Source organism: Enterococcus crotali (assembly GCF_000633635.1).
In the GTDB taxonomy this organism is placed as follows: domain Bacteria; phylum Bacillota; class Bacilli; order Lactobacillales; family Enterococcaceae; genus Enterococcus_L; species Enterococcus_L crotali.
Genome location: NZ_AYPQ01000005.1, coordinates 178338 through 199946 on the forward strand (window position 1 = coordinate 178338; position 21609 = coordinate 199946).

The 21609-nt window shown below is 36.3% G+C and carries 24 protein-coding genes; 20 read left to right on the forward strand and 4 right to left on the reverse strand.

Annotated features, from left to right (window positions below; genetic code table 11):
* The first annotated feature begins 46 nt into the window (after positions 1–46).
* The 4 genes from tpiA (at position 47) to V192_RS0112730 (ending at position 4786) form a co-directional block, all read left to right on the forward strand.
* Positions 47–802 (forward strand): triose-phosphate isomerase, encoded by a 756-nt coding sequence (tpiA, locus tag V192_RS0112710; RefSeq protein ID WP_010763067.1) that lies wholly within the window; start codon positions 47–49, stop codon positions 800–802.
* A gap of 248 nt (positions 803–1050) precedes the next feature.
* Positions 1051–2349, forward strand: coding sequence for a phosphopyruvate hydratase (eno, locus tag V192_RS0112720; RefSeq protein WP_010771434.1), 1299 nt, complete (start codon positions 1051–1053; stop codon positions 2347–2349).
* 211 nt (positions 2350–2560) lie between these two features.
* On the forward strand, positions 2561–3274 hold the full coding sequence (locus tag V192_RS0112725; protein WP_025872315.1) for a hypothetical protein: 714 nt from the start codon (positions 2561–2563) through the stop codon (positions 3272–3274).
* 126 nt (positions 3275–3400) lie between these two features.
* A complete protein-coding gene (locus V192_RS0112730; protein ID WP_025872317.1) occupies positions 3401–4786 on the forward strand; it encodes an aldehyde dehydrogenase family protein in 1386 nt (461 codons plus the stop codon).
* A gap of 127 nt (positions 4787–4913) precedes the next feature.
* On the opposite strand, the gene V192_RS0112735 is transcribed toward V192_RS0112730, so the two are convergent.
* A complete protein-coding gene (locus V192_RS0112735) occupies positions 4914–5396 on the reverse strand; it encodes a DUF3955 domain-containing protein (protein WP_025872319.1) in 483 nt (160 codons plus the stop codon).
* 315 nt (positions 5397–5711) lie between these two features.
* On the opposite strand from V192_RS0112735, the gene V192_RS0112740 reads away from it, so the two are divergent.
* The 6 genes from V192_RS0112740 to V192_RS0112765 all read left to right on the forward strand — a co-directional run bounded on the left by V192_RS0112740 (position 5712) and on the right by V192_RS0112765 (position 11237).
* Entirely contained in the window at positions 5712–6419 is a 708-nt protein-coding gene (locus V192_RS0112740) for a DUF975 family protein (RefSeq protein ID WP_025872321.1), read from the forward strand.
* Positions 6420–6607: 188 nt separating this feature from the next.
* Positions 6608–7567 (forward strand): DUF4822 domain-containing protein, encoded by a 960-nt coding sequence (locus V192_RS0112745; protein ID WP_025872323.1) that lies wholly within the window; start codon positions 6608–6610, stop codon positions 7565–7567.
* A gap of 54 nt (positions 7568–7621) precedes the next feature.
* Positions 7622–9085, forward strand: a complete 1464-nt coding sequence (locus V192_RS0112750) for a sensor histidine kinase (protein ID WP_025872325.1) — start codon at positions 7622–7624, stop codon at positions 9083–9085.
* Positions 9086–9098: 13 nt separating this feature from the next.
* The gene (locus V192_RS0112755; protein ID WP_029948259.1) at positions 9099–9800 is read left to right on the forward strand and encodes a response regulator transcription factor; all 702 of its coding nucleotides are present in this window, start codon (positions 9099–9101) and stop codon (positions 9798–9800) included.
* 21 nt (positions 9801–9821) lie between these two features.
* Positions 9822–10868 (forward strand): hypothetical protein, encoded by a 1047-nt coding sequence (locus V192_RS0112760; protein ID WP_025872329.1) that lies wholly within the window; start codon positions 9822–9824, stop codon positions 10866–10868.
* 120 nt (positions 10869–10988) lie between these two features.
* On the forward strand, positions 10989–11237 hold the full coding sequence (locus tag V192_RS0112765; RefSeq protein WP_239644679.1) for an SHOCT domain-containing protein: 249 nt from the start codon (positions 10989–10991) through the stop codon (positions 11235–11237).
* Positions 11238–11297: 60 nt separating this feature from the next.
* Here V192_RS0112765 and V192_RS21760 read toward each other — a convergent pair whose 3' ends face one another.
* On the reverse strand, positions 11298–12458 hold the full coding sequence (locus tag V192_RS21760) for an ATP-binding cassette domain-containing protein (protein ID WP_204367688.1): 1161 nt from the start codon (positions 12456–12458) through the stop codon (positions 11298–11300).
* A 32-nt stretch (positions 12459–12490) separates the two neighbouring features.
* On the reverse strand, positions 12491–13522 hold the full coding sequence (locus V192_RS21765; protein ID WP_204367689.1) for an excinuclease ABC subunit UvrA: 1032 nt from the start codon (positions 13520–13522) through the stop codon (positions 12491–12493).
* 76 nt (positions 13523–13598) lie between these two features.
* On the opposite strand from V192_RS21765, the gene V192_RS0112775 reads away from it, so the two are divergent.
* The 10 genes from V192_RS0112775 (at position 13599) to V192_RS0112825 (ending at position 20965) form a co-directional block, all read left to right on the forward strand.
* Positions 13599–14531 (forward strand): helix-turn-helix transcriptional regulator, encoded by a 933-nt coding sequence (locus tag V192_RS0112775; protein WP_025872333.1) that lies wholly within the window; start codon positions 13599–13601, stop codon positions 14529–14531.
* Between the two features lie 136 nt (positions 14532–14667).
* On the forward strand, positions 14668–14976 hold the full coding sequence (locus V192_RS0112780) for a hypothetical protein (protein ID WP_025872335.1): 309 nt from the start codon (positions 14668–14670) through the stop codon (positions 14974–14976).
* A 50-nt stretch (positions 14977–15026) separates the two neighbouring features.
* Positions 15027–15263 (forward strand): hypothetical protein, encoded by a 237-nt coding sequence (locus V192_RS0112785; RefSeq protein WP_051581958.1) that lies wholly within the window; start codon positions 15027–15029, stop codon positions 15261–15263.
* A 314-nt stretch (positions 15264–15577) separates the two neighbouring features.
* Complete coding sequence (locus V192_RS0112790; RefSeq protein ID WP_025872337.1) at positions 15578–16777, forward strand: MFS transporter; 1200 nt, start codon at positions 15578–15580, stop codon at positions 16775–16777.
* Between the two features lie 56 nt (positions 16778–16833).
* Positions 16834–18003: a M20 metallopeptidase family protein gene (locus V192_RS0112795; RefSeq protein ID WP_025872338.1), complete on the forward strand. Its 1170-nt coding sequence runs from the start codon at positions 16834–16836 to the stop codon at positions 18001–18003.
* A gap of 329 nt (positions 18004–18332) precedes the next feature.
* Positions 18333–18587: a hypothetical protein gene (locus tag V192_RS0112805; RefSeq protein WP_025872339.1), complete on the forward strand. Its 255-nt coding sequence runs from the start codon at positions 18333–18335 to the stop codon at positions 18585–18587.
* 88 nt (positions 18588–18675) lie between these two features.
* The gene (locus tag V192_RS0112810) at positions 18676–19032 is read left to right on the forward strand and encodes a DUF2200 domain-containing protein (RefSeq protein ID WP_025872341.1); all 357 of its coding nucleotides are present in this window, start codon (positions 18676–18678) and stop codon (positions 19030–19032) included.
* A gap of 339 nt (positions 19033–19371) precedes the next feature.
* Positions 19372–19818, forward strand: a complete 447-nt coding sequence (locus V192_RS0112815; RefSeq protein WP_025872343.1) for a hypothetical protein — start codon at positions 19372–19374, stop codon at positions 19816–19818.
* Between the two features lies 1 nt (position 19819).
* Positions 19820–20068, forward strand: a complete 249-nt coding sequence (locus V192_RS0112820; protein WP_025872345.1) for a helix-turn-helix transcriptional regulator — start codon at positions 19820–19822, stop codon at positions 20066–20068.
* Positions 20069–20965, forward strand: a complete 897-nt coding sequence (locus V192_RS0112825) for an NAD(P)-dependent alcohol dehydrogenase (protein ID WP_025872348.1) — start codon at positions 20069–20071, stop codon at positions 20963–20965. It begins immediately after the preceding gene.
* Positions 20966–21092: 127 nt separating this feature from the next.
* Here V192_RS0112825 and V192_RS0112830 read toward each other — a convergent pair whose 3' ends face one another.
* Entirely contained in the window at positions 21093–21500 is a 408-nt protein-coding gene (locus V192_RS0112830) for a GDP-mannose 4,6-dehydratase (protein WP_035011395.1), read from the reverse strand.
* Positions 21501–21609: the final 109 nt, after the last annotated feature.

Sequence of the window (21609 nt, forward strand, 5' to 3'; positions counted from 1 at the left end):
CTGTTTAATCAATCCATACCATAATAAGAAAAGGATGTGCTTTTCCATGCGTAAACCAATCATCGCTGGTAACTGGAAAATGAACAAAACTGCTTCAGAAGCGAAAGCTTTTGCAGAAGCAGTAAAAACAAAAATTCCTGCTAATAGTGCTGTTGATTCAGTAATCGGTTCTCCTGCTTTATTCTTACAAGAATTAGTAGAGGCAGCTAAAGGAACTGAATTGAAAATCTCTGCACAAAACTGCTACTGGGAAAATTCAGGTGCATTCACTGGTGAAACGTCTCCAGCAGCACTTGCTGATTTAGGTGTTGACTATGTAATTATTGGTCACTCCGAACGTCGTGAGTACTTCCATGAAACAGATGAAGACATCAACAAAAAAGCCAAAGCAATCTTTGCAAACAACATGACACCGATCTTCTGTTGTGGCGAATCTTTAGAAACATATGAAGCAGGCAAAACTGCTGAATGGATCGAAGGACAAATCACAAACGGTTTAGTTGGTTTATCAAATGAGCAAGTATCTTCAATGGTTATTGCTTATGAACCAATCTGGGCAATCGGAACTGGTAAATCTGCGGATGCAAACATCGCTGATGAAATCTGTGGCGTTGTACGTTCAACAGTTGAAAAATTATACGGTAAAGAAGTTTCAGAAGCTGTACGTATCCAATACGGCGGTTCTGTAAAACCTGAAAACATTGCTGAATATATGGCGAAAGAAAACGTTGATGGAGCTTTAGTTGGCGGAGCAAGCCTTGAAGCAGATTCATTCTTAGCATTGTTAGACGCCGTTAAATAGTTTTGATAAACGGTGGGATCAGAAGCAACTCCTTCGGAAATAAGCTGAAACTCACAAAAATTTGAAGAACAATTTTCATGAATTTCTTCTTATTTCTCGGAGTTAAACACTTCTGCCCCAACCTCAATCATTGAATAATCTATGAATTATGCAAAAAATGTTTGCATAGCGCGCGTTTATTCACTACAATCATAATTAAGGGAATCGAATCCCCTTAGTATAAAACAAACTCAAAGGAGAGACAAAACATGTCAATTATTACTGATGTTTACGCACGCGAAGTCTTAGACTCACGCGGTAACCCAACAATCGAAGTAGAAGTATACACTGAAAGCGGTGCTTTTGGCCGTGGAATGGTTCCATCTGGAGCTTCAACTGGTGAATACGAAGCAGTTGAATTACGTGATGGCGACAAAGCTCGTTACTTAGGTAAAGGGGTTGTTAAAGCAGTTGACAACGTGAATAACATCATCGCTGAAGCAATCATTGGCTACGATGTACGTGACCAAATGGCAATTGATAAAGCAATGATCGATTTAGATGGAACTCCTAACAAAGGTAAATTAGGCGCAAACGCTATCCTTGGTGTTTCAATCGCTGTAGCTCGTGCTGCTGCTGATTACCTAGAAGTACCTTTATACCACTACTTAGGCGGATTCAATACAAAAGTATTGCCAACACCAATGATGAACATCATCAATGGCGGATCTCATGCTGATAACAGTATCGACTTCCAAGAATTCATGATCATGCCTGTAGGCGCTCCTACATTCAAAGAAGCTTTACGTTATGGTGCTGAAGTATTCCACGCATTAGCTGGAATCTTAAAAGCTCGTGGCTTAGCTACTTCTGTAGGTGACGAAGGTGGATTTGCTCCTAACCTTGGTTCAAACGAAGAAGGTTTTGAAGTAATCATCGAAGCAATCGAAAAAGCTGGTTATGTACCTGGTAAAGATATCGTTCTTGCTATGGATGCTGCTTCTTCTGAATTCTACGACAAAGAAAAAGGCGTTTACGTTTTAGCTGATTCAGGCGAAGGCGAAAAAACAACTGAAGAAATGATCGCATTCTACGAAGAATTATGCGCGAAATACCCAATCATCTCAATCGAAGATGGATTAGATGAAAATGACTGGGATGGTTTCAAAAAATTAACAGTTGCTTTAGGCGACAAAGTGCAATTAGTTGGTGATGATTTATTCGTTACAAACACAACTAAATTAGCTGAAGGTATTGAAAAAGGCATCGCTAACTCAATCCTTATCAAAGTGAACCAAATCGGTACTTTAACTGAAACATTTGAAGCTATCGAAATGGCTAAAGAAGCTGGCTACACTGCAGTTGTCTCTCACCGTTCTGGTGAAACAGAAGATTCAACAATCTCTGATATCGCTGTAGCAACAAACGCTGGTCAAATCAAAACTGGTTCTCTATCACGTACAGACCGTATCGCTAAATACAACCAATTATTAAGAATTGAAGACCAATTAGGCGAAGTTGCTGAATACAAAGGTTTGAAATCTTTCTACAACTTAAAAAACAAATAATTTTAGTTGATTATAAAGTAAAAAGGGACAACTGATTTTTGAATCTTTTCTCCTTATACCCATACGTAAAAACTCCTCTTGTTTAAACAAGAGGAGTTTTTTGCATCCACACAGTAGGAATGCGTATAGATATTTAATAAACGATTTTTTTCAGTTATACTTAGTTTAAGGCTGGAGTATAGCACAAGCATTTAAAGGGGAGGATAAAACGATGAAAAACTATTTAAAGGGTATGTTTTTGTTAGTTATTTTAATCATTTTAGCTTCATGTACTGCTCAAAAAGGAGCCACAGATAGTGCTAAAAAAGAGAGTGATAAAAACTTAATTCATACGTTAAAAGGCTTATGGTATGCAGATAGTTATGATTACGGCAAATATGAGATAACATACGATGATAAAATGCTAAATTTTAATGATATTACCTTAGAAATAGAGTATACAGAAGAGAATAAGATCTATACACATGAAGCAAAGAATCAAAAATCTCATTACGATTTTGAAGTGAAGGAGGATCTAGTTACCGTATACCCTAGCTATGAAGTTGAACAAAGTGGGGATGAACTGGCTGTAGGGGGTTCTTTAGCACCGATTGAACTGAAAAAGGAACGAATGATATCTAAAGAGAGTATTTTAGGACGGTGGAAGTCAACAGAATCGGATTATCCGGTATTTATTCAAATACAAGCCACGTTTGATTACAATAAGGTCAACTTGCTGATCGCTCAAAATGAAAATTCTGAGGAGAATGAAACAATTCCGTTAACATTTGAAAATGGAAAATCAGAGTTGAACTACTTAAATAATGATCAGACAATTAGATACACTTTTTCCAATTATGAAGAAACCAAAATGATCGTGTACTTTTCTACGACTAAAGAAGATGCAGAAGGTACGGCACGACCATGGATTTTAGAAAGGCTTTAAGTTTTCACAACGCTTTTTTTATACTCTAACCGCGTGTAACAGATACCAAACTTATAAAAGTAAGATTTCTATTATCCAAAAGAAAAAATCGGTGCTATACTAAAAAGAAAACAAGGAGGACATATCATGAATCAATTAGATCTCCAAGTGATAATGAAAAAGCAACGTACTTTTTTTAACTCAAACCAAACAAAATCAATTTCTTTCAGAAAAGAAAAGCTTGAACAACTATTATTAAATGTCCAAAAGCATGAAGAAGATTTTTACTGGGCCTTTGAAAAAGATCTTAAAAAGCCTAGGGCAGAGGTGTATGCCACTGAATTGGGGCTAGTTCTCTCTGCTATTAAAGATATGCTAAAAAATATTGATAAATGGACAAAACCTGTAAACAAGCCAAGAGCAGTTTCATCATTACTAAATAAAAATATGGTCTTCTTAGAACCCTTTGGAACAGTCTACATTATTGGTCCGTTTAATTACCCACTTCAATTGACCTTAGTTCCTTTGATCGGTGCACTTGCGGCCGGAAATTGCGCAATCGTGAAGCCATCGTCAAAAACACCAAATGTTGCGGCAGTGATTGGCGCTGTTTTGGGCGAAACGTTCGATGAAGAATATGTTAAAGTGCTTTCACCTCATTCAATTGATAATGCGTCTGTCTTAAAAGAGCGTATGGATTTCATCTTTTTTACAGGCAGTACGAAAGTCGGAAAGATTGTCATGGAAGCCGCAGCGAAACACTTGACGCCCGTTGTTTTAGAGCTTGGCGGTAAAAGTCCGGCAATTGTTACAGAACAAGCAGATATCGAGTTAGCTGCTGAACGAATTATTTGGAGTAAGTTATTAAATACAGGGCAAACATGCATTGCTACTGATTATGTATTGGTAGATGAAAAAGTTAAGACGCAACTGTTTGCCGCTTTAAAGAAAAAGACTATTGAATTTTATGGAGAAACGATTCAAGATAATACAGATTATGGCCGTATTGTTCAAGGAACAGCGATTGATAAATTTATTCAGTTAATCGATGAAAATCAGCAATATCTTATTTATGGTGGTGAGTATGATCAGAAAACTAGATTTGTCGCACCTAGCTTATTTGATATTGACTTAAGCCGAGAGAACAGTTTGATGAAAGAAGAATTATTCGGACCATTGCTGCCGATTTGTACGTATCAACGATTAGACGACGCAATTAGATTTGTTAAAGAAGGCGAAAAACCGTTAGCTGTTTATTTATTTTCAGATGATCGGGATGTTCAAAAACAAATTTTACATGATATTTCTTTCGGCGGAGGCGGGATCAATCAAACCATTCTTCATGTAGCAAATGATGATCTACCTTTTGGCGGAGTAGGGGCATCGGGAATGGGAAACTACCATGGTAAATACAGCATTGAGACTTTTTCTCATAAAAAAGCAATTGTGTATGGCAGAAAAGATTCGATGGCAAAATTGATTTATCCACCTTATAATCAAATAAAATTCGATTGGATAAAGCGTTTATTATAGAAACTAGCCAAATTGAAAATAACCTAATTACCTCAATGAGATTCTGAAATACGCTAAAAATAGAGGAGGTACAAAGCTTCTCCTCTATTTTTAGCGTTCAACTCAGACTAGACAAATCAAAATTATATTACTGTTTTTTTGAGCGAACGCTATCATTGATAAATTTGATCCCCGTGACTAAAAATACAATCATTCCAGCAAAAATAAATAGAAACCCTATGGGCAAAAGATAAAAATTTTCATGGAGAATACCTGATGCATCAACATACTCCACTGAATTCGCTTTGATAAAAAGACAAGCAAACCCGAATATTAGCAAAAAGGCGCCAACCAATGTTGTAATCAGATTCAATTTTGCCCGTCTTGTTTTACTACCATCTTTTATTAATTTTTCGGTCATATTGTTCACGTTGTTTCCTCCTAGAATTAATTCATCAAGCGAAATATGAAAAATACTAGAAATCAGGATCAATAATTCGAGATCTGGAAGGTTACGATTATTTTCCCAGTTAGATACTGCTTGTCTTGTTACATTTAAACGAATAGCAAATTTTTCCTGTGTCAGTTGATTTTTTGTTCTTAACTCTTTAATTTTTTGTCCAAATTCCATAGTAATTATTCCTTTCGTTGATGTCTCTTAAGCATAGAGAAACACATTGTTATATTCAAGAAAGTATAGCTTGCAAGCGAATAAATCAAAGGAAAGAGCTACTTGCTTCGTGCGTTTATCAATGTTAATAGTAGTTTTTGTCTTCAGAAGATTTATTTAGTAAAACAAACCTTTCCTATAAATAAATTATAGCATCCATTATTTATAAATAGAAATTTCAGTATTGACTCTAAAAAATGTCGAAAGGCGTAATTTTTTTTTTTAGCCGATATATTTGTTATACTAAATATATTGAAACGAAAGGAGGAAAATTTTATGAAAACAAGAGCTGAATTAAAAAGCGAAGCTAAAGATATTTTACGTGGACGCTGGAAAGATAGTTTGTTAATGTGTTTGGTACCAACGCTAGTATCGATTGCAATTGCACTTTTGCTATTCTTTTTAATGATCATACCTATTATTACGTTTGTACAAAGTAATCCAGATTTAATGAATGGTACCACAAACTATGAAGGCAATACTGGAGGTAGTGGTGGTGGTTTTCTCGGTGGAATCATAGGAGCAATTTTCAGTGCCGGAATCTCATGGACGTTCTTAGATATTTATAGAGGAAAAAGACAAGAAATTCGACCATTCTCAGATGCTTTTCGTGGGTTTGCAGGACCTGTCGTTTTAGGGATCATCGGTCTTTTTGTATTAATGTCTATTTTTATTACATTATGGTCATTACTGTTGATTATCCCAGGAATTATCAAAGGTTATTCTTATTCACAAACATATTTTGTTTACTACGATGCTTATGAAGAAACGGGCGTACGTCCAGGATTTCTGAATTCGATCACTCGTAGCAGAAAGCTAATGAACGGTTATAAAGGTCAGTTGTTCTTATTGGACTTGAGTTTTATTGGTTGGCATCTCTTAGCAATTTTAACGGCTGGGATCGGTTATCTATGGTTAACACCATATATCACAGCAACTAAAGCTGTATTCTATGATAATTTGCCAAAAACAACAACTGTTTAAAGTAATTGAGAGGCTGAGATGTGACTCGTAGAGTTATGTCGCAGCCTCTTTTTTGTATGTACTACTATGAACCAATTGAATTGTTTATAATTTGTTTATTTTCTTGTTAGCACCTGTTTACATCCACTTCTTATAATAAAGGTAAGCAATAAGAAGAGTTACCTAATTATAGGAGGGAGCAAGAAATCATGAACAACAAAAAAATCATCGTAGGTGTATCAAGTTTAGTTTTACTATTAGCAGGTTGCAGTGTTGGTGCACAAGAGTCTGTAGGGACAAAAGGAAGCAGTCCACAGCAAACGGAACAAGCAAAAAATAATAAGGAGAAAAACAAAGGGGACAAATTAACTAAAATTTTAGGCAAAACCGATTGGCAAGGGACAAAAGTCTATGACAAAGACAACAATGACTTAACTGCAGAAAATGCCAATTTTATTGGTTTGGCAAAATACGATGCTGAAACGGGACGCTACGAATTTTTTGATGCTAAAACAGGAGAGAGCCGTGGTGATCGTGGGACCTTCTTCATTACAAATGACGGAACCAAACGGATTTTGATTTCTGAAACAATGAATTATCAAGCTGTTGTCGGTTTAACGGAGCTGACAAATAAAAAATTCACCTACACAAGAAAAGGCAAAGACAAAGCTGGAAATGAAGTAGATGTATTTGTTGAACATATCCCGTATAATGAAACTAAGTTAGCATTTACAGAAAAAGAAAAACCGTTGGATACAACAACAGGAAAAATCGAGACGAAGAAACCAGGTGCTGAAATCTTAGGGCAAACGTTATGGAACGGTACAAAGGTTGTCGATGAGTCTGGCAATGATGTCACTGAATATAATAAAAACTTTATCAGTTTGGCTAAATTTGCGGCTAATACAAATAAATATGAATTTTTCAATTTAGAAACAGGTGTTAGTCGTGGCGATTTTGGCTACTTTGATGTATTGAATCATAATAAAATCCGAGCACACGTATCCATCGGTCAAAATAAATATGGCGCAGCTTTAGAATTAACGGAGCTGAACAACAAGAAATTTACTTATAAACGTATGGGGAAAGATCAAGCAGGCAATGATATCAACGTATTTGTAGAACATGATCCTTATACTGGGGACTATAACCCTGAATTCAGCTTTTAAGAAGTTTTGAGTAAAAGTAATTGCCCCCTAGTAAATGAAACAAAGGAGAAAAAAATGACAATAAAAAAACGATTTCTCATTTCATACATTGGGGGCATTGCGATTGCTTGTCTTTCACTCTTTTCAATCATTTGTATTGTATTTTATGTGACAACAGGAAGAATTCCTAGTCCAAGTAGCTTGTATAAAACCTTTACAGAACAGCGTTCGTTGAGTCCAGAAGAAGAATTAGCCTATATCAAATTGCGGGGAATAGCAAAATCCGATCCAGATCAGTTACTTGTTCCACAGGAAGAATTAAAAAAAATGATCACTCAATTTGAAAGTGAATCATTAGGTGTTGTTGTACGCAAACAAGAAGATATCGCTTATTATTCTCAGGATTTGGTAGAGAAATCACTGATTGCGCATTTTCCTAAATTCGATGACAATAATATCGAAACAAGAGGAACTATTGATAATGCTGGTCGTTTGTATCGCTATATGAAATTTGATTTTTATTTTAGTGATCAAGTTCCAGGTAGTCTATTAGTCTTGAAAAAAGAAAATAATTTTTTAGAGTTTATGACAAAATGGGGTGTCTGGATCATTGCAGCGATTCTACTGGTGGCACTTAGTGGATTACTTTTTCTCAATCATTTATTGAAAAAAACGATCATCAGTCCTTTGGAAAATCTAGGTGCAGGAATGTCTGAAATAAGCAATGGACAATTGGAAACGTCGATGACAAAACCTGTAAAACAAACGGCAATGGAAGTAAAACAGTTGACAGATGACTTTGAAAAAATGCGGGAAGCCTTGATTGAATCAACAGAAGAACAAGCAAAACTTGAAAATAATCGTAAAGAACTTGTTGCAAGTATTTCTCATGATCTTAAAACACCGATCACCTCAATCATTGGGTACGTGGAGGGGTTACTGGATGGTGTAGCTGATTCACCACAGAAACGAGATAAATATCTTCAAACGATCCATACCAAAGCTCTTTCATTGAATGAGCTGATCGAAGAACTATTTTTATATTCTAAATTAGATGCAGCAGCAATTCCTTTTGACTTTGAACGAATCAACATCAATGAATTCTTGAAACATATCATTGAGGAATTTCAGTTGCAAGACAACCAAGTTTCACTCCAATTATCTAATCAACAAACAACCGCAAGCTATGTGCTAGCAGATAGAATGCAGTTAAATCGAGTCTTTATCAATTTGATCGAAAATAGTCTAAAATTTAAAGCGACTGATCGTCCGCTTTTGATCCAAATCAACGTTTCTGAAAATTCGGAAATAGTGAAAGTCAGCGTATCTGACAACGGACAAGGAATTTCAGCAGAACAATTACCGTTTGTTTTTGATCATTTCTATCGAGGAGAAGAAGCACGACCAACGAATACTGGCGGTAGTGGTTTAGGTCTTGCTATCGTCAAACAAATTATTGATATGCATGATGGTCACGTCGAGATTGAAAGTACACTACATCATGGAACGACCGTCACGATCTTATTAAAAAAAGCCTGAGGAGGACAGCCCAATGTCAAATGAAATATCACGAGTTTTATTGATTGAAGACGATGCAAGTATTGCAGAACTGCAAAAGGATTATTTAGAAATCAATCATATGGAAGCCGAAATCGCAAGTGATGGACTGGTTGGTCTAAATCGGGCGTTGAATGAATCTTTTGATTTGATCGTGATCGATATCATGCTGCCGTCAATGGATGGCTTTGAGATTTGCCGCCGTATTAGGGAAAAGAAAAATATCCCGTTAATGATGGTTTCTGCTAAGAAAGAAGATGTCGATAAAGTCAGAGGTCTAGGCTTAGGTGCAGATGATTATATGACTAAACCGTTTAGTCCAAGTGAATTAGTCGCTCGGGTCCAAGCTCATATCAAACGTTATCAGTTACTAACTAGAACTGATCAAGTGAATGATACTGTAGAAATTGGTCAGATCATGGTCGATAAGAATGCACGGAGAGTATTTGTTTTAGGAGAAGAGATTATTTTTACGACGAAGGAATTTGATTTACTACTATTTTTTATGGAGCATCCCAATCGAGTTTGGATGAAAGAACAGCTATTTCGTCAAGTCTGGGAAATGGATGATCTTGATAGCGATATTTATACAGTGGTTGTTCATGTTGGGCGTATCAGAGAAAAATTAAAAAAAGGAAAATTATCAGAAATTCCCATAGAAACTATTTGGGGTAGCGGTTATCGTTTTAATGCCTGAGAAGTAAAAAGGAGAAAATCTATGAAAAGAAGCTATTTATTTGCTGTGTTCATTTTATGCAGTATCGTTGGACTTTCGGCTTGTAAACCAGATCAAAGAACAGACACAGAACAATCGAGTACGTCATCACGACCACCACTTGTTAACACTACCTCCTCAGAAACCGTTTCATCAAGTACGGAAACCAAGGATACAGGAGCGAATGAGCTGTCTTTTGAAAAGACTTCTTATAATTATGATGTAGTCACAGGTGCCACACAAACAACTTTTGGCTCAAATCCGAAACCTCTTTACACTTATGAAGAGAAACTCAAGAAAATGTTTTGGTCAAATCAGCCTCCACTAGGATTGATGACAGGTAATTATTTTACTAATGATGGTTATTTTGACGTTGGAAATAAAGGCATTGTTGAGATTGTCACGGATGACACAACTAAAATCATCAACGTTGAATTTAATGAATACGGTGCTGAAAATTATTACGCCTCAAAATATGCGGGAGCGAATAAACGTCTTTCCGATTATGCGTTCTTTCAAGCACAAAACCCAAGAACGGATACTACCTTAGTAACGGTCGTTAATGGGATCACGTTTGTAGAAAGACAAATGCGTGAGGAAAATCGTATAACGGGGAATTTTGAAACAGTTAGGGGCTCTTCAACTACTGCAAGAGAAGGCTTGATGGCGATTGCGGCTGAGTTATCAGAAGAAATCAAACAACCATCAAAAACAAAATATATCGGGTATGCTGAAGATTTTGGCAATGGCTTAATTGGAAGATTACAACTGACTGTAACGGATGGGAAAATCGACAGCGCGCGTTATGATGAATATTTTGCTGATCAGCCTGAAAAAATTACTGCGGATAACTTAAAAAAATATTATCGGCAGTCAAAATATTTCTCTTTAGAATATAAGGACGAAATCAACGATGATTTTGTAGCATTTTCTGATACGTTGACCAAAGCAATCGTTGAGCAACAGACATTAGTTTTCGAAAATAGTGAATTCACAAAGCATCCTTCATATGCTTCCTATCAAAAATTGATCAAGCATATTGAACTTTAAACGAACTCAATTCATTTTTCGACACACTTTTGACATATTTTCATTTTATACTAAATAAAAATAAGTTAGGAGCGATCATATATGGGTTATTGTTCAAATTTTTTTAGCGGAGGACGCGGCATGATGCGAGGAGGGATGTTTGGTATGGGATCATTATGGTGGCTCTTGCTAGTTGTTGTGGTTATTGGCGTTGTTTATTTTATGAAAAATAGAACGAATCAACAGACCAATATAAACAGTCAAGACCAATCTGAGACCACTTTTCCAACAGCTCATCCTTCAGCATTCGATGTGCTGGATGAAGAATTTGCTAAAGGAACTATCACGGAAGAAGAATATATGCATAAAAAAGAAGTATTGAAGAAATAAAAAAGAGACCGGAGCAAAACTGATTTTTAGTTTTGCCCCGGTCTCTAAATCTAAATTAGATTAGGTTAAAAACATTCCAGTAACAGAAACAGATGTATTCATAGCGTCGCTGGGTGTCCCTTCAAAAATCACTTGCCCGCCTTTTTTCCCCGATCCAGGACCAAACTCGATCATCCAATCCGCAAGTTGAATCAATTCTACATTATGCTCAATCACTAAAAGAGTATTTTCGTTTTGAAGCAATTCATCAAAAACGTGAAGCAATGCTTGGATATCTTGACTACTTAACCCAGTTGTCGGTTCGTCTAGGATGATCATTTTATTGTGGTACTCGAGATTACAAGCTAATTTTAAACGCTGTAGCTCTCCGCCAGAAAGTGTGTCAAGAGTTTGCCCTAAAGTGAGATAGCCTAATCCAATGGTATTTAACCAAAATAATTGTTTGGCGATTTTCGGCTGGTCTGCAAAAAAATCATTGCTTTCTTCCACAGACATAGCTAGTACCTCTACGATCGTTTTGTCAGCATACGTATAATGAAGGACCTCCTTTCGATACTTATTTCCTTGACAAGCTTCACAAACACTGCGAATCGGATCAAGAAAAGCGAGTTCGGTTTCAACAAAACCTTTCCCTTTACAAACTGGACAAGCTCCTTTGCCATTAAAACTAAACAAACTAGCTGCGACATGATTTTTGTGACTGAACAATTGTCTGACCTCATCAAATAAACCAATGAAGGAAAGGACTGTTGAACGACGACTTGTCCGTAAGCTTTTTTGCGTGACATAAAAAACATCTTCGCTATATTGTTCTTGTATCGCCTTAGCAAAAGAACTTTTTCCAGAACCAGCAACACCTGTGATCGCAATCAATCGTTGCTTTGGAAGCTGTACAGAGATGTTCTTGACATTATTTTTGGAAAGATTGTTTATTTGAAAGAAAGTATCTGGCAATGCTGGTCGAGTATTTAGCGATAGAGGTGCTTGCTCTTTTTGTCGAGTCGCCCACTGAGCATAACTTCCCACACTGATTAGCTCGCCGCCATGTACACCTGCTTTTGGTCCTAATTCAAAAACAGTATCTGCTAATTGAATGATATCCGGGTCGTGATCAATCAATAAAATCGTATTTCCTTTATCTTTGATTGTTTGAATCAATTGTCCAATCGCTTGAATATCTTGAGGATGCAAGCCGACACTAGGTTCATCAAAAATGTACATCAGGTCTGTTAGGCTGCTGCCTATGGAACGAATTAGCTTGATGCGCTGAGATTCCCCCCAGAGAGTGTTCCGGTTTCTCTTGCTAGATCAAGATAATCTAATCCTACCTGACAAAAATGATCCAATTGTTGTAAGACAGTGGCTATTATAGGTTGAACCCCAACTTGTGTTAAACTTCGTAAAAAATCACTTAATTCATTTAACTGCATTTCTAAACATTCCCCAATGTGTTTACCATTGATTTTACAAGATAGTGCCCGCTGATTTAAACGATACCCTTGGCAAGTAGGACATTTTTCTTGGGTCGTCACACGTTGGATGTCAGGTAAGTAACGCTGATAGGTTTTGGATGGATTCTGAATAAACGTCTGAGTAATGCGAGGAATCAGTCCTTCATAGGTGGCAGATTTATACCAACCAACATGAGGATTTGGCGGTTTGATTTCCTCTGAATAGAGTAAGAGTTTCATTTCTTTTGGCGTGAACTCTTTCAATAGTTTATCGTTATCAAACAAACCAGAATCTACATATCGTTTCCAACGATAGCTACCAGGCTCAAAGGTTGGAAAGCGGATAGCTCCTTGATTTAATGACCGCTGATAATCCAATAACTCATCTAAATGAAATTCAGTAATGATCCCTAATCCGTCACAGGTTTTACACATCCCATTTGGATTATTGAAGGAGAATAAATCCGAAAAGCCAACAAACGGTTGACCAAATCTTGAAAAAAGTAGTCGCAAGGTTGGATTGATATCGGTGACTGTTCCAACTGTTGAACGACGATTGTCCCCCAGTGCTTTTTGGTTGATGATCACAGCAGGTGACAGGTGTTCGATCGAATCGACGATCGGCGGTTCTAAATGGGGCATGCGATTTCGAATATAACTAGGGTAGGTTTCATTCATTTGACGCTGAGCTTCGGCGGCGATTGTGTTGAAAACCAAAGAAGATTTCCCTGATCCAGACACACCAACAAACGCATTGATTTGGTATTTTTCGATCGTCACATCGATATTCTTTAAATTGCCAGTACGGGCGCCACGAATAGTAATTTGACTCATAATCATTCCTCCTTTATCCTTAGTATAAGGATTAAATATGACAGTTTTTGTCAGTTTATAGAAAGAAGGGAAAAAAATGAAAAAAGAGACTCTCATATACGATATGCTCTGGTATATTCAGAATAAAAAAGAATTTACCGCCCAAGAATTGGCAGATCAGTTCCACGTATCGGTCCGCAGTGTGTACCGTTATATTTCAGATTTAGCCGATTTGGGTTTATACATTGAGTCAAAAAAAGGTAGGAGTGGTGGTTTTACTGTTTTACCGAATCAGATTTTACCTCCAGTCTTGTTTACAGAAGCAGAATTATTTTCATTGTATTTTGCGATCCAATCACTAACAGATTATGAAGATTTTCCTTTCAAGGTGAATACGGTCACAGCAAAAGAGAAGCTACTGGAAGTTGTACCACAAGAAGTTAAACGAAAACTAATGGAGTTGTCGAACCATTTTAAACTTTCCATACCAAAGCAGGCGGTTTCTGCACCATATTTGAATGAATTGATCACAGCTGCTCTAGACCACAAGCGACTTCATGTATGTTATCAATCAGTGAAACAAGTGTCTCAAAAAGTATTAGACCCGATTGGAATATACGCCAGTAATGGGTTCTGGTATTTATTTGCTCTTGATCAAAAGAAGCATGAGCCCCGACATTTTAGGATAGATCGAATCAAACAGTTAAGCGTAACTGATGAATCTTTTGAAACGTCCGTCAAACTAGATCGTATTGAAGCAGATTATGAACCGCAAGAAGCAGTGGCACTTTTTGCTTATCTGACGGATGCGGGCGTAAAACGATGCCTAGAAAATCAGTACTTATATAAAGGTGTCCAGCAACATAAAAATAATCGATCAGAACTCTCCTTATTAATTGATCGATCGGATATTTCTTTTACAGCAGATTTTTTTATACTGCTAGGAAAAGATGCCGAGGTCATAGCACCAAAAGAGTTAGTACAATTGCTTAAAGAAAAAACGAATGATTTAAGAGTGATTTATTCGTAAAAAAATAGATACATAGGAAGAGGTTAGGAGGTAAAAAAGATCCTAAACACGGAGGGTAAATCTACGTATATCCTTATAAAAAAGTAGCTCTTTTATTCATTCTTAGTGATATAATAGGTTAAAAGGAGTGATCTCTATGAAAAAATGGATAGATAGAATCGTATCTAAAAGACTGTTGACATATCTTACTTTTTTGACAATCTATTTGTATATCATTAATACATTTGAACAAACGTCATCGATTTTAATGTATTTATTTACCCTCTATATTCTCTTTTTTATTATTGAGACCACCTATACACAAAGTAAAGAAGACAGGAAATCTGGGAAAAAGAAACAGAGTCCTAGTGAATTTTTCCATAATGTGGATTGGTTTGTGGTACTAGCTACCGCCGTGGTTTGTATTATTATCTATGTCACTTTAGTTATTTTAGTGAATAGATAATAAGAATCTATCACTGTCTTAAGGCAAAAAGTGTGAAAGAAGGTGTTTTCTTGGATCAAACATTAAATATTATGATTTCTTTGATTTTACTGGTATATCCAATTTTTTCTATTCCTTCAATCGTAAGATCAAAACAAGAAAGTGGAAAATATTTTTCAGAGTCTCGTTTTTTTATCCCAAAACGTGTTGGGTATGGAATTGGGATCAATATGCACAATAGTTTTGGATTTTTTACATTACTTGCTATAGGCTTTCTATTTTTATTTTTAGGTTTATGGGGATTTTAAATATAATTTGGTTTCTAAAGCATCGATTAGTTTGTCTAACTGATGCTTTTTTATTATTAGATTTTTACCGATTTTTGTTAATGCTTAATCCATAAAATTCTCATTTTACTCTTCATTTTAGAAGGATTATAGATTATACTTGATTAATGGCAATTATTTTATATATATAAGATAAGCGGAGGGAGTAGTCAGCGCTACATGGCATCTCGGAAAAAAGATAAAATATAAATGAGGCAAAGACCTCCTCAGTTATATTTTCCTATTTTTCGGTCAAGGCTGGATGAGCCTGCTACGCTTTTAAATTAGGAGGTATTATGGAAAAAAATGGAACAAAGAAAACTGGGTTGTTGTTAATTGCACTGTTTTTAGGCTACACAATGGTATACATCGATAAGCTTTCTGTGGGGTATTCACTGATTCCAATTTCAGCTGAATTTGGATTGGAACCTGCAGCGAAGGGGATGATCATGAGTGCCTTTTTCTTAGGCTATGCAATCATGCAGATTCCAATGGGACTGGTCATCAATAAAGTAGGTTCACGAATTGTGTTGATTGGTTCAGTCATCGGAATGGGGCTGTTTTCATTCTTATTTGGTTTTGGAACATCGTTGATCATGTTTATGTCATTACGATTTTTAACTGGGTTGTTAGCACACTCAGGTTATGCATCATCGGCTAGTAAAGAAGTCACGATGAATTTCCCGCCTGAGAAGCGAACTTTCGCTCAGGGGATCTTGCTGTCATCTTCAGGGGTAGCAGGTTTTATTGGTCCGTTGGCGTTATCACCGATCATCACAAATGCTGGTTGGAAGAATGCGTATATGATTTTAACTGTATTGGCAGTTGTGATTGCTATTTTTCTGATTGTGGCTATTCCTAGAAATGAAAAAACGAAAGAGAAAGCAAATGCTATCGCAACGAAAACGGATAAAATCTCTATTTTTGTGATTTGGTCGGATATTCGAGTATGGATTTTATTTCTAAGTTCATTTTTCATCAACTGCTTGTTGTATGGACTTTCAAGTTGGGTACCTAGTTTCTTGACTGGGGAACGTGGCTTGGACCTAAATGGTGCAGCTGTGATCAGTAGTGTAGGTGGTTTGTTCATGTTGATTGGCTCGATTGGCGGAAGTTATGTTGTGGGAAAATTTTTCCAACATAAAGAAAAAGCTGTTGTTGCGATCACAGCTATTTTAGGGGCACTTTCTGCATTCGGTTCTTATTATATCGGTAATCTAGTTTTATTATCGATCGTGATGGGCTTAGCGAATTTCTTTTTGATCATCTCATTTGTTACGATGATGAGTATTCCATTGCGAATTTTTGAAGGAGCAAAATTTGCGCCAAGTTATGGAACACTTGCTACTGGAGGAATCCTAGGCGGTTTTGTTTCACCAACACTGATCGGAAAATTAGTGGAATTATCAAATGGACAGTACATTTCAACATTTATTTTCTTTCTAGTTGTTGGCTTATTAACGGCTGTGACGATCATGTTTATTAAACAAAAATAGAAAAAATCTAGAGTAAGTCATAAAAAAATAGCTTTAAACTAAAAGGAGGAAGCACAATGACAAACATTCAAGAACAAATGCCTCAAGCAGATATGGTGAAATGGAGAAGACATTTACATCGTCATCCAGAATTATCCTTTCATGAAGTAGAAACGGCTAAATATATTCAAAAAATACTAGCTGATTTTCCAAACTTAGAGGTCAGCTCGTTGACAGAAAATAGTGTGATCGCTATTTTAAAAGGCAATAAACCAGGTAAAACCATTGCGTTAAGAGCCGATATCGATGCATTGCCGATCATAGAAGAAGCAGATGTTGATTTTCCATCTGAAAATCCTGGTGTGATGCATGCTTGCGGACATGATACACACACTGCGATGCTCTTGGGCGCGGTCAAAGTCTTGAGCGAGATGCAGGATAAAATAGCAGGTACTGTAAAATTTATCTTTCAGCCAGCGGAAGAAGAGCCGCCAGGAGGAGCAAAATTATTAGTCGAAGCGGGCGTGATGGATGATGTCGATATGGTTTTTGGTTTACATATCGCACCCAATATTCCAGTTGGAATGGTGGGAACAAGAAAAGGTCCTGCCAGTGCAGCTTCTGATGTCTTTACCTTGAAAATCCAAGGAAAAGGCTCTCATGGATCAACACCTGATCTTTCTGTTGATCCAATCATGATCGGTGTAGAAATCATTAATAACTTGAACAACATCGTTTCAAGAAATATCAGCCCGTTCGATAATGCCGTTATTTCGATTGGTGAATTTAATGCTGGAAAAACAGCGAATGTCATTCCAGATACAGCGCAGATCCAAGGGACGGTTCGGACGAATAGTAAAGAGGTTCGAGTGTTTATTCAAAAACGGATCGAGGCAATCATTGCTGGAATTTGTAAAATGTACGATGCTACTTATGACTTACATTATTTACTAGGGTATAGTGAAGTCAATAATGACAGTGCTGCTACAGATATCGTTATGGCAGCGGCTGAAAAGGTTGTCGGTAAAGAGCGGATGTTTGAAGCCCCTAAAATGATGGGGGGCGAGGATTTCTCTGCCTATACAGATGTTAAGCCAGGCTCATTCTTTATTTTAGGTGGTGGAACAGCAGCAGAAGGTTGTGACTATATGAATCATCATCCAAAATTTAAAATTATGGAGGAATGTTTCCCTGTTGGATCAGGCATGCATGCCCAAATTATTTTAGATCTTTTAGGGCAAGAATAGAAAAATAAAGAGGGTGGAGATTTCTACTTCCACTGTTTATCTGAACTTTAAGTAACTGAGATATGACCTGCATGGTATGTCTCAGTTTTTTATTTACAATAAAACTAGTATTTTCTATAAAACTTTGGCAAAATGAATGTTAAGCAGTTGTGAAAATATAGGAAGATAAGCACAATGTTTGATGTTATCCTGATGTATAGTATCTGGGTCAGTCAACTTTTGGGAGGAAAATACTTATGGCTGATTGCTGTGGTGTTACTCATCTTAATTGAGAGTCTAATGACCATACCTATCAATCAAATGTAACAAAAATAAGGAGCTGTATCTGTATGATGATAGTAATAGTTGGTATTCTATTGTTCTTTTTTGCGTTCATAATAATAGATAAGAAACAGAACAAACAAACGAAACCAATCCCTAGAAAAAAAGAACCGCAAAAAAAGCTTACGCTTGACCAAAAAATAGCATTAGAAAAGACAGAAGGAATACAACAAGTGTTGTCATTAATAACACAAATTGAAAAGCAACGGATCGGTCAGCTTACAGCAACTTTGAGAAATATAAAAGAAAATAAGGAAATGTGAGAAAAAAATAGAAGTGAAGCATCAAAGTGTAACAATTGATCAAAATAAAGTTATAATGAAATCAAATATGGAATAAAGGATGAGAAAAATGGAAGCAAAAAAACCAAAAATATTTGCCATGTCTTTTGCCAGTGTTTACCCATTATATATCCAAAAAGTAGAGAAAAAAGGTCGTAACAAGACAGAAGTGGATGAAATCATCACTTGGCTAACAGGCTACGATGATGCCGCATTGCAAAAGCAGCTGGATACAAAAGTAGATTTTGAAACATTTTTTGCGGAAGCACCAGAATTAAATCCTAATGTGTCATTGATCAAAGGAGTGATTTGCGGGTATCGTGTGGAAGAGATCGAGGATCCATTGATGCAAAAAATTCGTTATCTAGATAAGTTGATTGATGAACTAGCGAAGGGGAGAGCGATGGAGAAGATACTGAGAAGCTGATTCTCAGATGTTATTCGTTTATCAAACACTGTTTCTATAATGAAATAAAGTTCATTTTTTAGCAGAAAAAGTGATAGCACGATTGGGTATAGTAGGACAAACTGAATGTTTACCTTTAGAAATAGAATAGATCATTTAAATAATGGACTCTGAAACAAGACGAGCTACTCTTGTTTTAGAGTCCATTTTTCATTAAAACTGATCAAGAAGATAGATCCTGTATCAATAAAATTTGATTCCGTGTCAAAGTTTATTGACATTGGCGACCTTCTTATGTTAATCTGTGTATACGTTGTTTGACACTGAATCAAACAACACATACTTGAAAGGAGTTTTAACATGACTTATTATTCTAAAAAGGCGTTAGTTTCCTTGATAACTAACATTGTTGTTTTTCTTTCTTTTTACCCAAATGTATTAAAACAAATGGATGATTTAAGCGTATCATCTCCAGAAATCCCAAAGGTGTGGGCTGAGTTTTTTGTCATTCTTTTAGTCGCAAATATTGTGATCAAAATTATTGTAATGATTCTCTTCAAACTTGTACATTCAATCTTTTCTAGCGAAAGAGAGCCTAAGATCGTTGATGAAAGAGATCAATTGATTGAACTAAAAGCCGTTCGAAATTTGTGTTTTACTTTTACAGCTGGTTTCTTTCTATCCTTAGTGCTAGTGATTTATAATCAGCCAATAGAGATGATGTTCAAAATACTAGCCTATACTTTCCTAGCATCTGGTATCATTTTAGAAGGATCCTATATATTCTATTATGAAAGAGAGGCATAATATGAAAAAAACCAATGTACACAATAACATACGGAAACTACGTTTTTTAAAAGATGAAATGACACAGCAGCAATTAGCCGATTTAGTTGGGGTATCAAGACAAACGATTGTTGCAATCGAAAAAGAAAAGTACTCACCGACTATCGAAATCGCCTTTTTAATTGCACGCGTTTTCGACTTGTCATTGGAGGAAGTATTCTCTTATGGTGAGAGTGATGAAGTTGATCAAACACAATCGGGGGATAAATAAATGAAAGCAATTGTTTGTGAAGGATATGGTTCGTCTGATTTATTGAAAATAAAAGAGAGTCCAATACCAACAGTAAAACCAAATGAACTTCTTATAAAAATCAAAGCAACTACTGTCGCTAGTGGTGATTGCGTAGTGAAAAATGCAGCAAATCCTTTTGTTAAAATAGCATTTGGGTTGACACGCCCTAGAAATCCCATTTTGGGAACTGATTTAGCTGGTGTTGTGGAGCAGGTGGGGAAAAATGTTGGAACATACAAAATTGGGGATCGAGTGATTGCTTCAACTGGAATGAAGTTTGGATGCCATGCGGAATATATTTCGCTGAACGAAAAAAAAGCAATCACGGTAATTCCAGAAAATTTATCTTATGAAGAGGCTGTAACACTTGCTTTTGGAGGAACAGCTGCCCTACATTTTCTAAAAAAAGTAGCAATCAATAAACAGACAAAAATTCTGATTTATGGGGCTTCGGGTGCAGTAGGTAGTTCAAGTATCCAACTCGCAAAATACTTTGGTGCAGAAGTGACAGGCGTTTGTAGCGCTAAAAATAGGAAAATGGTCATGTCACTAGGAGCAGATCATGTACTAGACTATACAACTGATGACTTGAAAATGAACTTAGAAAAATATGATTATGTATTTGATGCTGTTGGAAAAACTGCTAAAAAAGATTGGCAAAACGCGTTAAAAGACGAAGGTAATTTTGCAACAATTGCTAAAGGCCTTGTGAGAGCGAGTAGTTCAGATTTGAGCAGACTGGTAGAGCTAGCGGGAAATGGGCAAATAAAACCAGTTGTTGATAGAATTTATCAAATGAGTCAAATTAAAGAAGCTTATACCTATGTTGAGTCTGGTCGGAAAAAAGGAAATGTAGTGATAAAAATCAGTGAATAATCGCCTAATTTCTCATTTTTTGTGTATATTTAAATCAAGAAAAGGAGAGCAAAATAAAACTAAATAACCACTTTATTTTGCTCTCTAAATCTCTTGTTTCGATCTTATTTAATGGTTGAATGCTTGTTTAAGAAGTGTAGCCATCTAGATGGTTCTCATGCCATTTCCAAGCACTATCAATCATCGAATCCAAATCAGTATACTTAGGTTTCCAACCCAATAACGCTTCGATTTTTTTACTTGAAGCAATCAAAGAGTGGGGATCACCGGCCCTAGGTTGTCCATATTTTATTGGAATATTTTTCTGAGTATGCTCTTCGATTGTTTGAATAATCTCCAATGTTGAAAAGCCAACAGAACTGCCCATATTAAAAATAGTACGGTCATTGTCCTTTGATAGATAATCTATTGCCAACAAATGAACCTCAGCTAAATCTACCACATGTACATAATCAAGAACTGTAGTCCCATCTTTCGTATCATAATTATTCCCAAAGATAGTAATAAATTCCCTTTTTCCTAACGGTACTTCCAAAACGAAATGCACGAATAGGAAATGTAACATATAAATTGCTTTTTTAATCATTTAGAGTGTGTGATATTTAAGTTAACACGGAATCAGGACACTGGGCTGAAAAAAAGTT

Bases quoted from the DNA above. Each gene is read 5' to 3' on its own strand.
- V192_RS0112825 (WP_025872348.1), top strand. From the start codon at position 20,069: ATGAAAGCAATTGTTTGTGAAGGATATGGTTCGTCTGATTTATTGAAA.
- V192_RS0112775 (WP_025872333.1), top strand. From the start codon at position 13,599: ATGAAAAAAGAGACTCTCATATACGATATGCTCTGGTATATTCAGAAT.
- V192_RS0112745 (WP_025872323.1), top strand. From the start codon at position 6,608: ATGAACAACAAAAAAATCATCGTAGGTGTATCAAGTTTAGTTTTACTA.
- V192_RS0112750 (WP_025872325.1), top strand. From the start codon at position 7,622: ATGACAATAAAAAAACGATTTCTCATTTCATACATTGGGGGCATTGCG.
- V192_RS0112730 (WP_025872317.1), top strand. From the start codon at position 3,401: ATGAATCAATTAGATCTCCAAGTGATAATGAAAAAGCAACGTACTTTT.
- V192_RS0112765 (WP_239644679.1), top strand. From the start codon at position 10,989: ATGATGCGAGGAGGGATGTTTGGTATGGGATCATTATGGTGGCTCTTG.
- V192_RS21765 (WP_204367689.1), bottom strand. From the start codon at position 13,522: ATGAGTCAAATTACTATTCGTGGCGCCCGTACTGGCAATTTAAAGAAT.
- V192_RS0112780 (WP_025872335.1), top strand. From the start codon at position 14,668: ATGAAAAAATGGATAGATAGAATCGTATCTAAAAGACTGTTGACATAT.
- V192_RS0112810 (WP_025872341.1), top strand. From the start codon at position 18,676: ATGGAAGCAAAAAAACCAAAAATATTTGCCATGTCTTTTGCCAGTGTT.
- V192_RS0112790 (WP_025872337.1), top strand. From the start codon at position 15,578: ATGGAAAAAAATGGAACAAAGAAAACTGGGTTGTTGTTAATTGCACTG.
- tpiA (WP_010763067.1), top strand. From the start codon at position 47: ATGCGTAAACCAATCATCGCTGGTAACTGGAAAATGAACAAAACTGCT.
- eno (WP_010771434.1), top strand. From the start codon at position 1,051: ATGTCAATTATTACTGATGTTTACGCACGCGAAGTCTTAGACTCACGC.
- V192_RS0112725 (WP_025872315.1), top strand. From the start codon at position 2,561: ATGAAAAACTATTTAAAGGGTATGTTTTTGTTAGTTATTTTAATCATT.
- V192_RS0112735 (WP_025872319.1), bottom strand. From the start codon at position 5,396: ATGGAATTTGGACAAAAAATTAAAGAGTTAAGAACAAAAAATCAACTG.
- V192_RS0112815 (WP_025872343.1), top strand. From the start codon at position 19,372: ATGACTTATTATTCTAAAAAGGCGTTAGTTTCCTTGATAACTAACATT.
- V192_RS0112760 (WP_025872329.1), top strand. From the start codon at position 9,822: ATGAAAAGAAGCTATTTATTTGCTGTGTTCATTTTATGCAGTATCGTT.
- V192_RS21760 (WP_204367688.1), bottom strand. From the start codon at position 12,458: ATGTACATTTTTGATGAACCTAGTGTCGGCTTGCATCCTCAAGATATT.
- V192_RS0112795 (WP_025872338.1), top strand. From the start codon at position 16,834: ATGACAAACATTCAAGAACAAATGCCTCAAGCAGATATGGTGAAATGG.
- V192_RS0112805 (WP_025872339.1), top strand. From the start codon at position 18,333: ATGATGATAGTAATAGTTGGTATTCTATTGTTCTTTTTTGCGTTCATA.
- V192_RS0112740 (WP_025872321.1), top strand. From the start codon at position 5,712: ATGAAAACAAGAGCTGAATTAAAAAGCGAAGCTAAAGATATTTTACGT.
- V192_RS0112755 (WP_029948259.1), top strand. From the start codon at position 9,099: ATGTCAAATGAAATATCACGAGTTTTATTGATTGAAGACGATGCAAGT.
- V192_RS0112820 (WP_025872345.1), top strand. From the start codon at position 19,820: ATGAAAAAAACCAATGTACACAATAACATACGGAAACTACGTTTTTTA.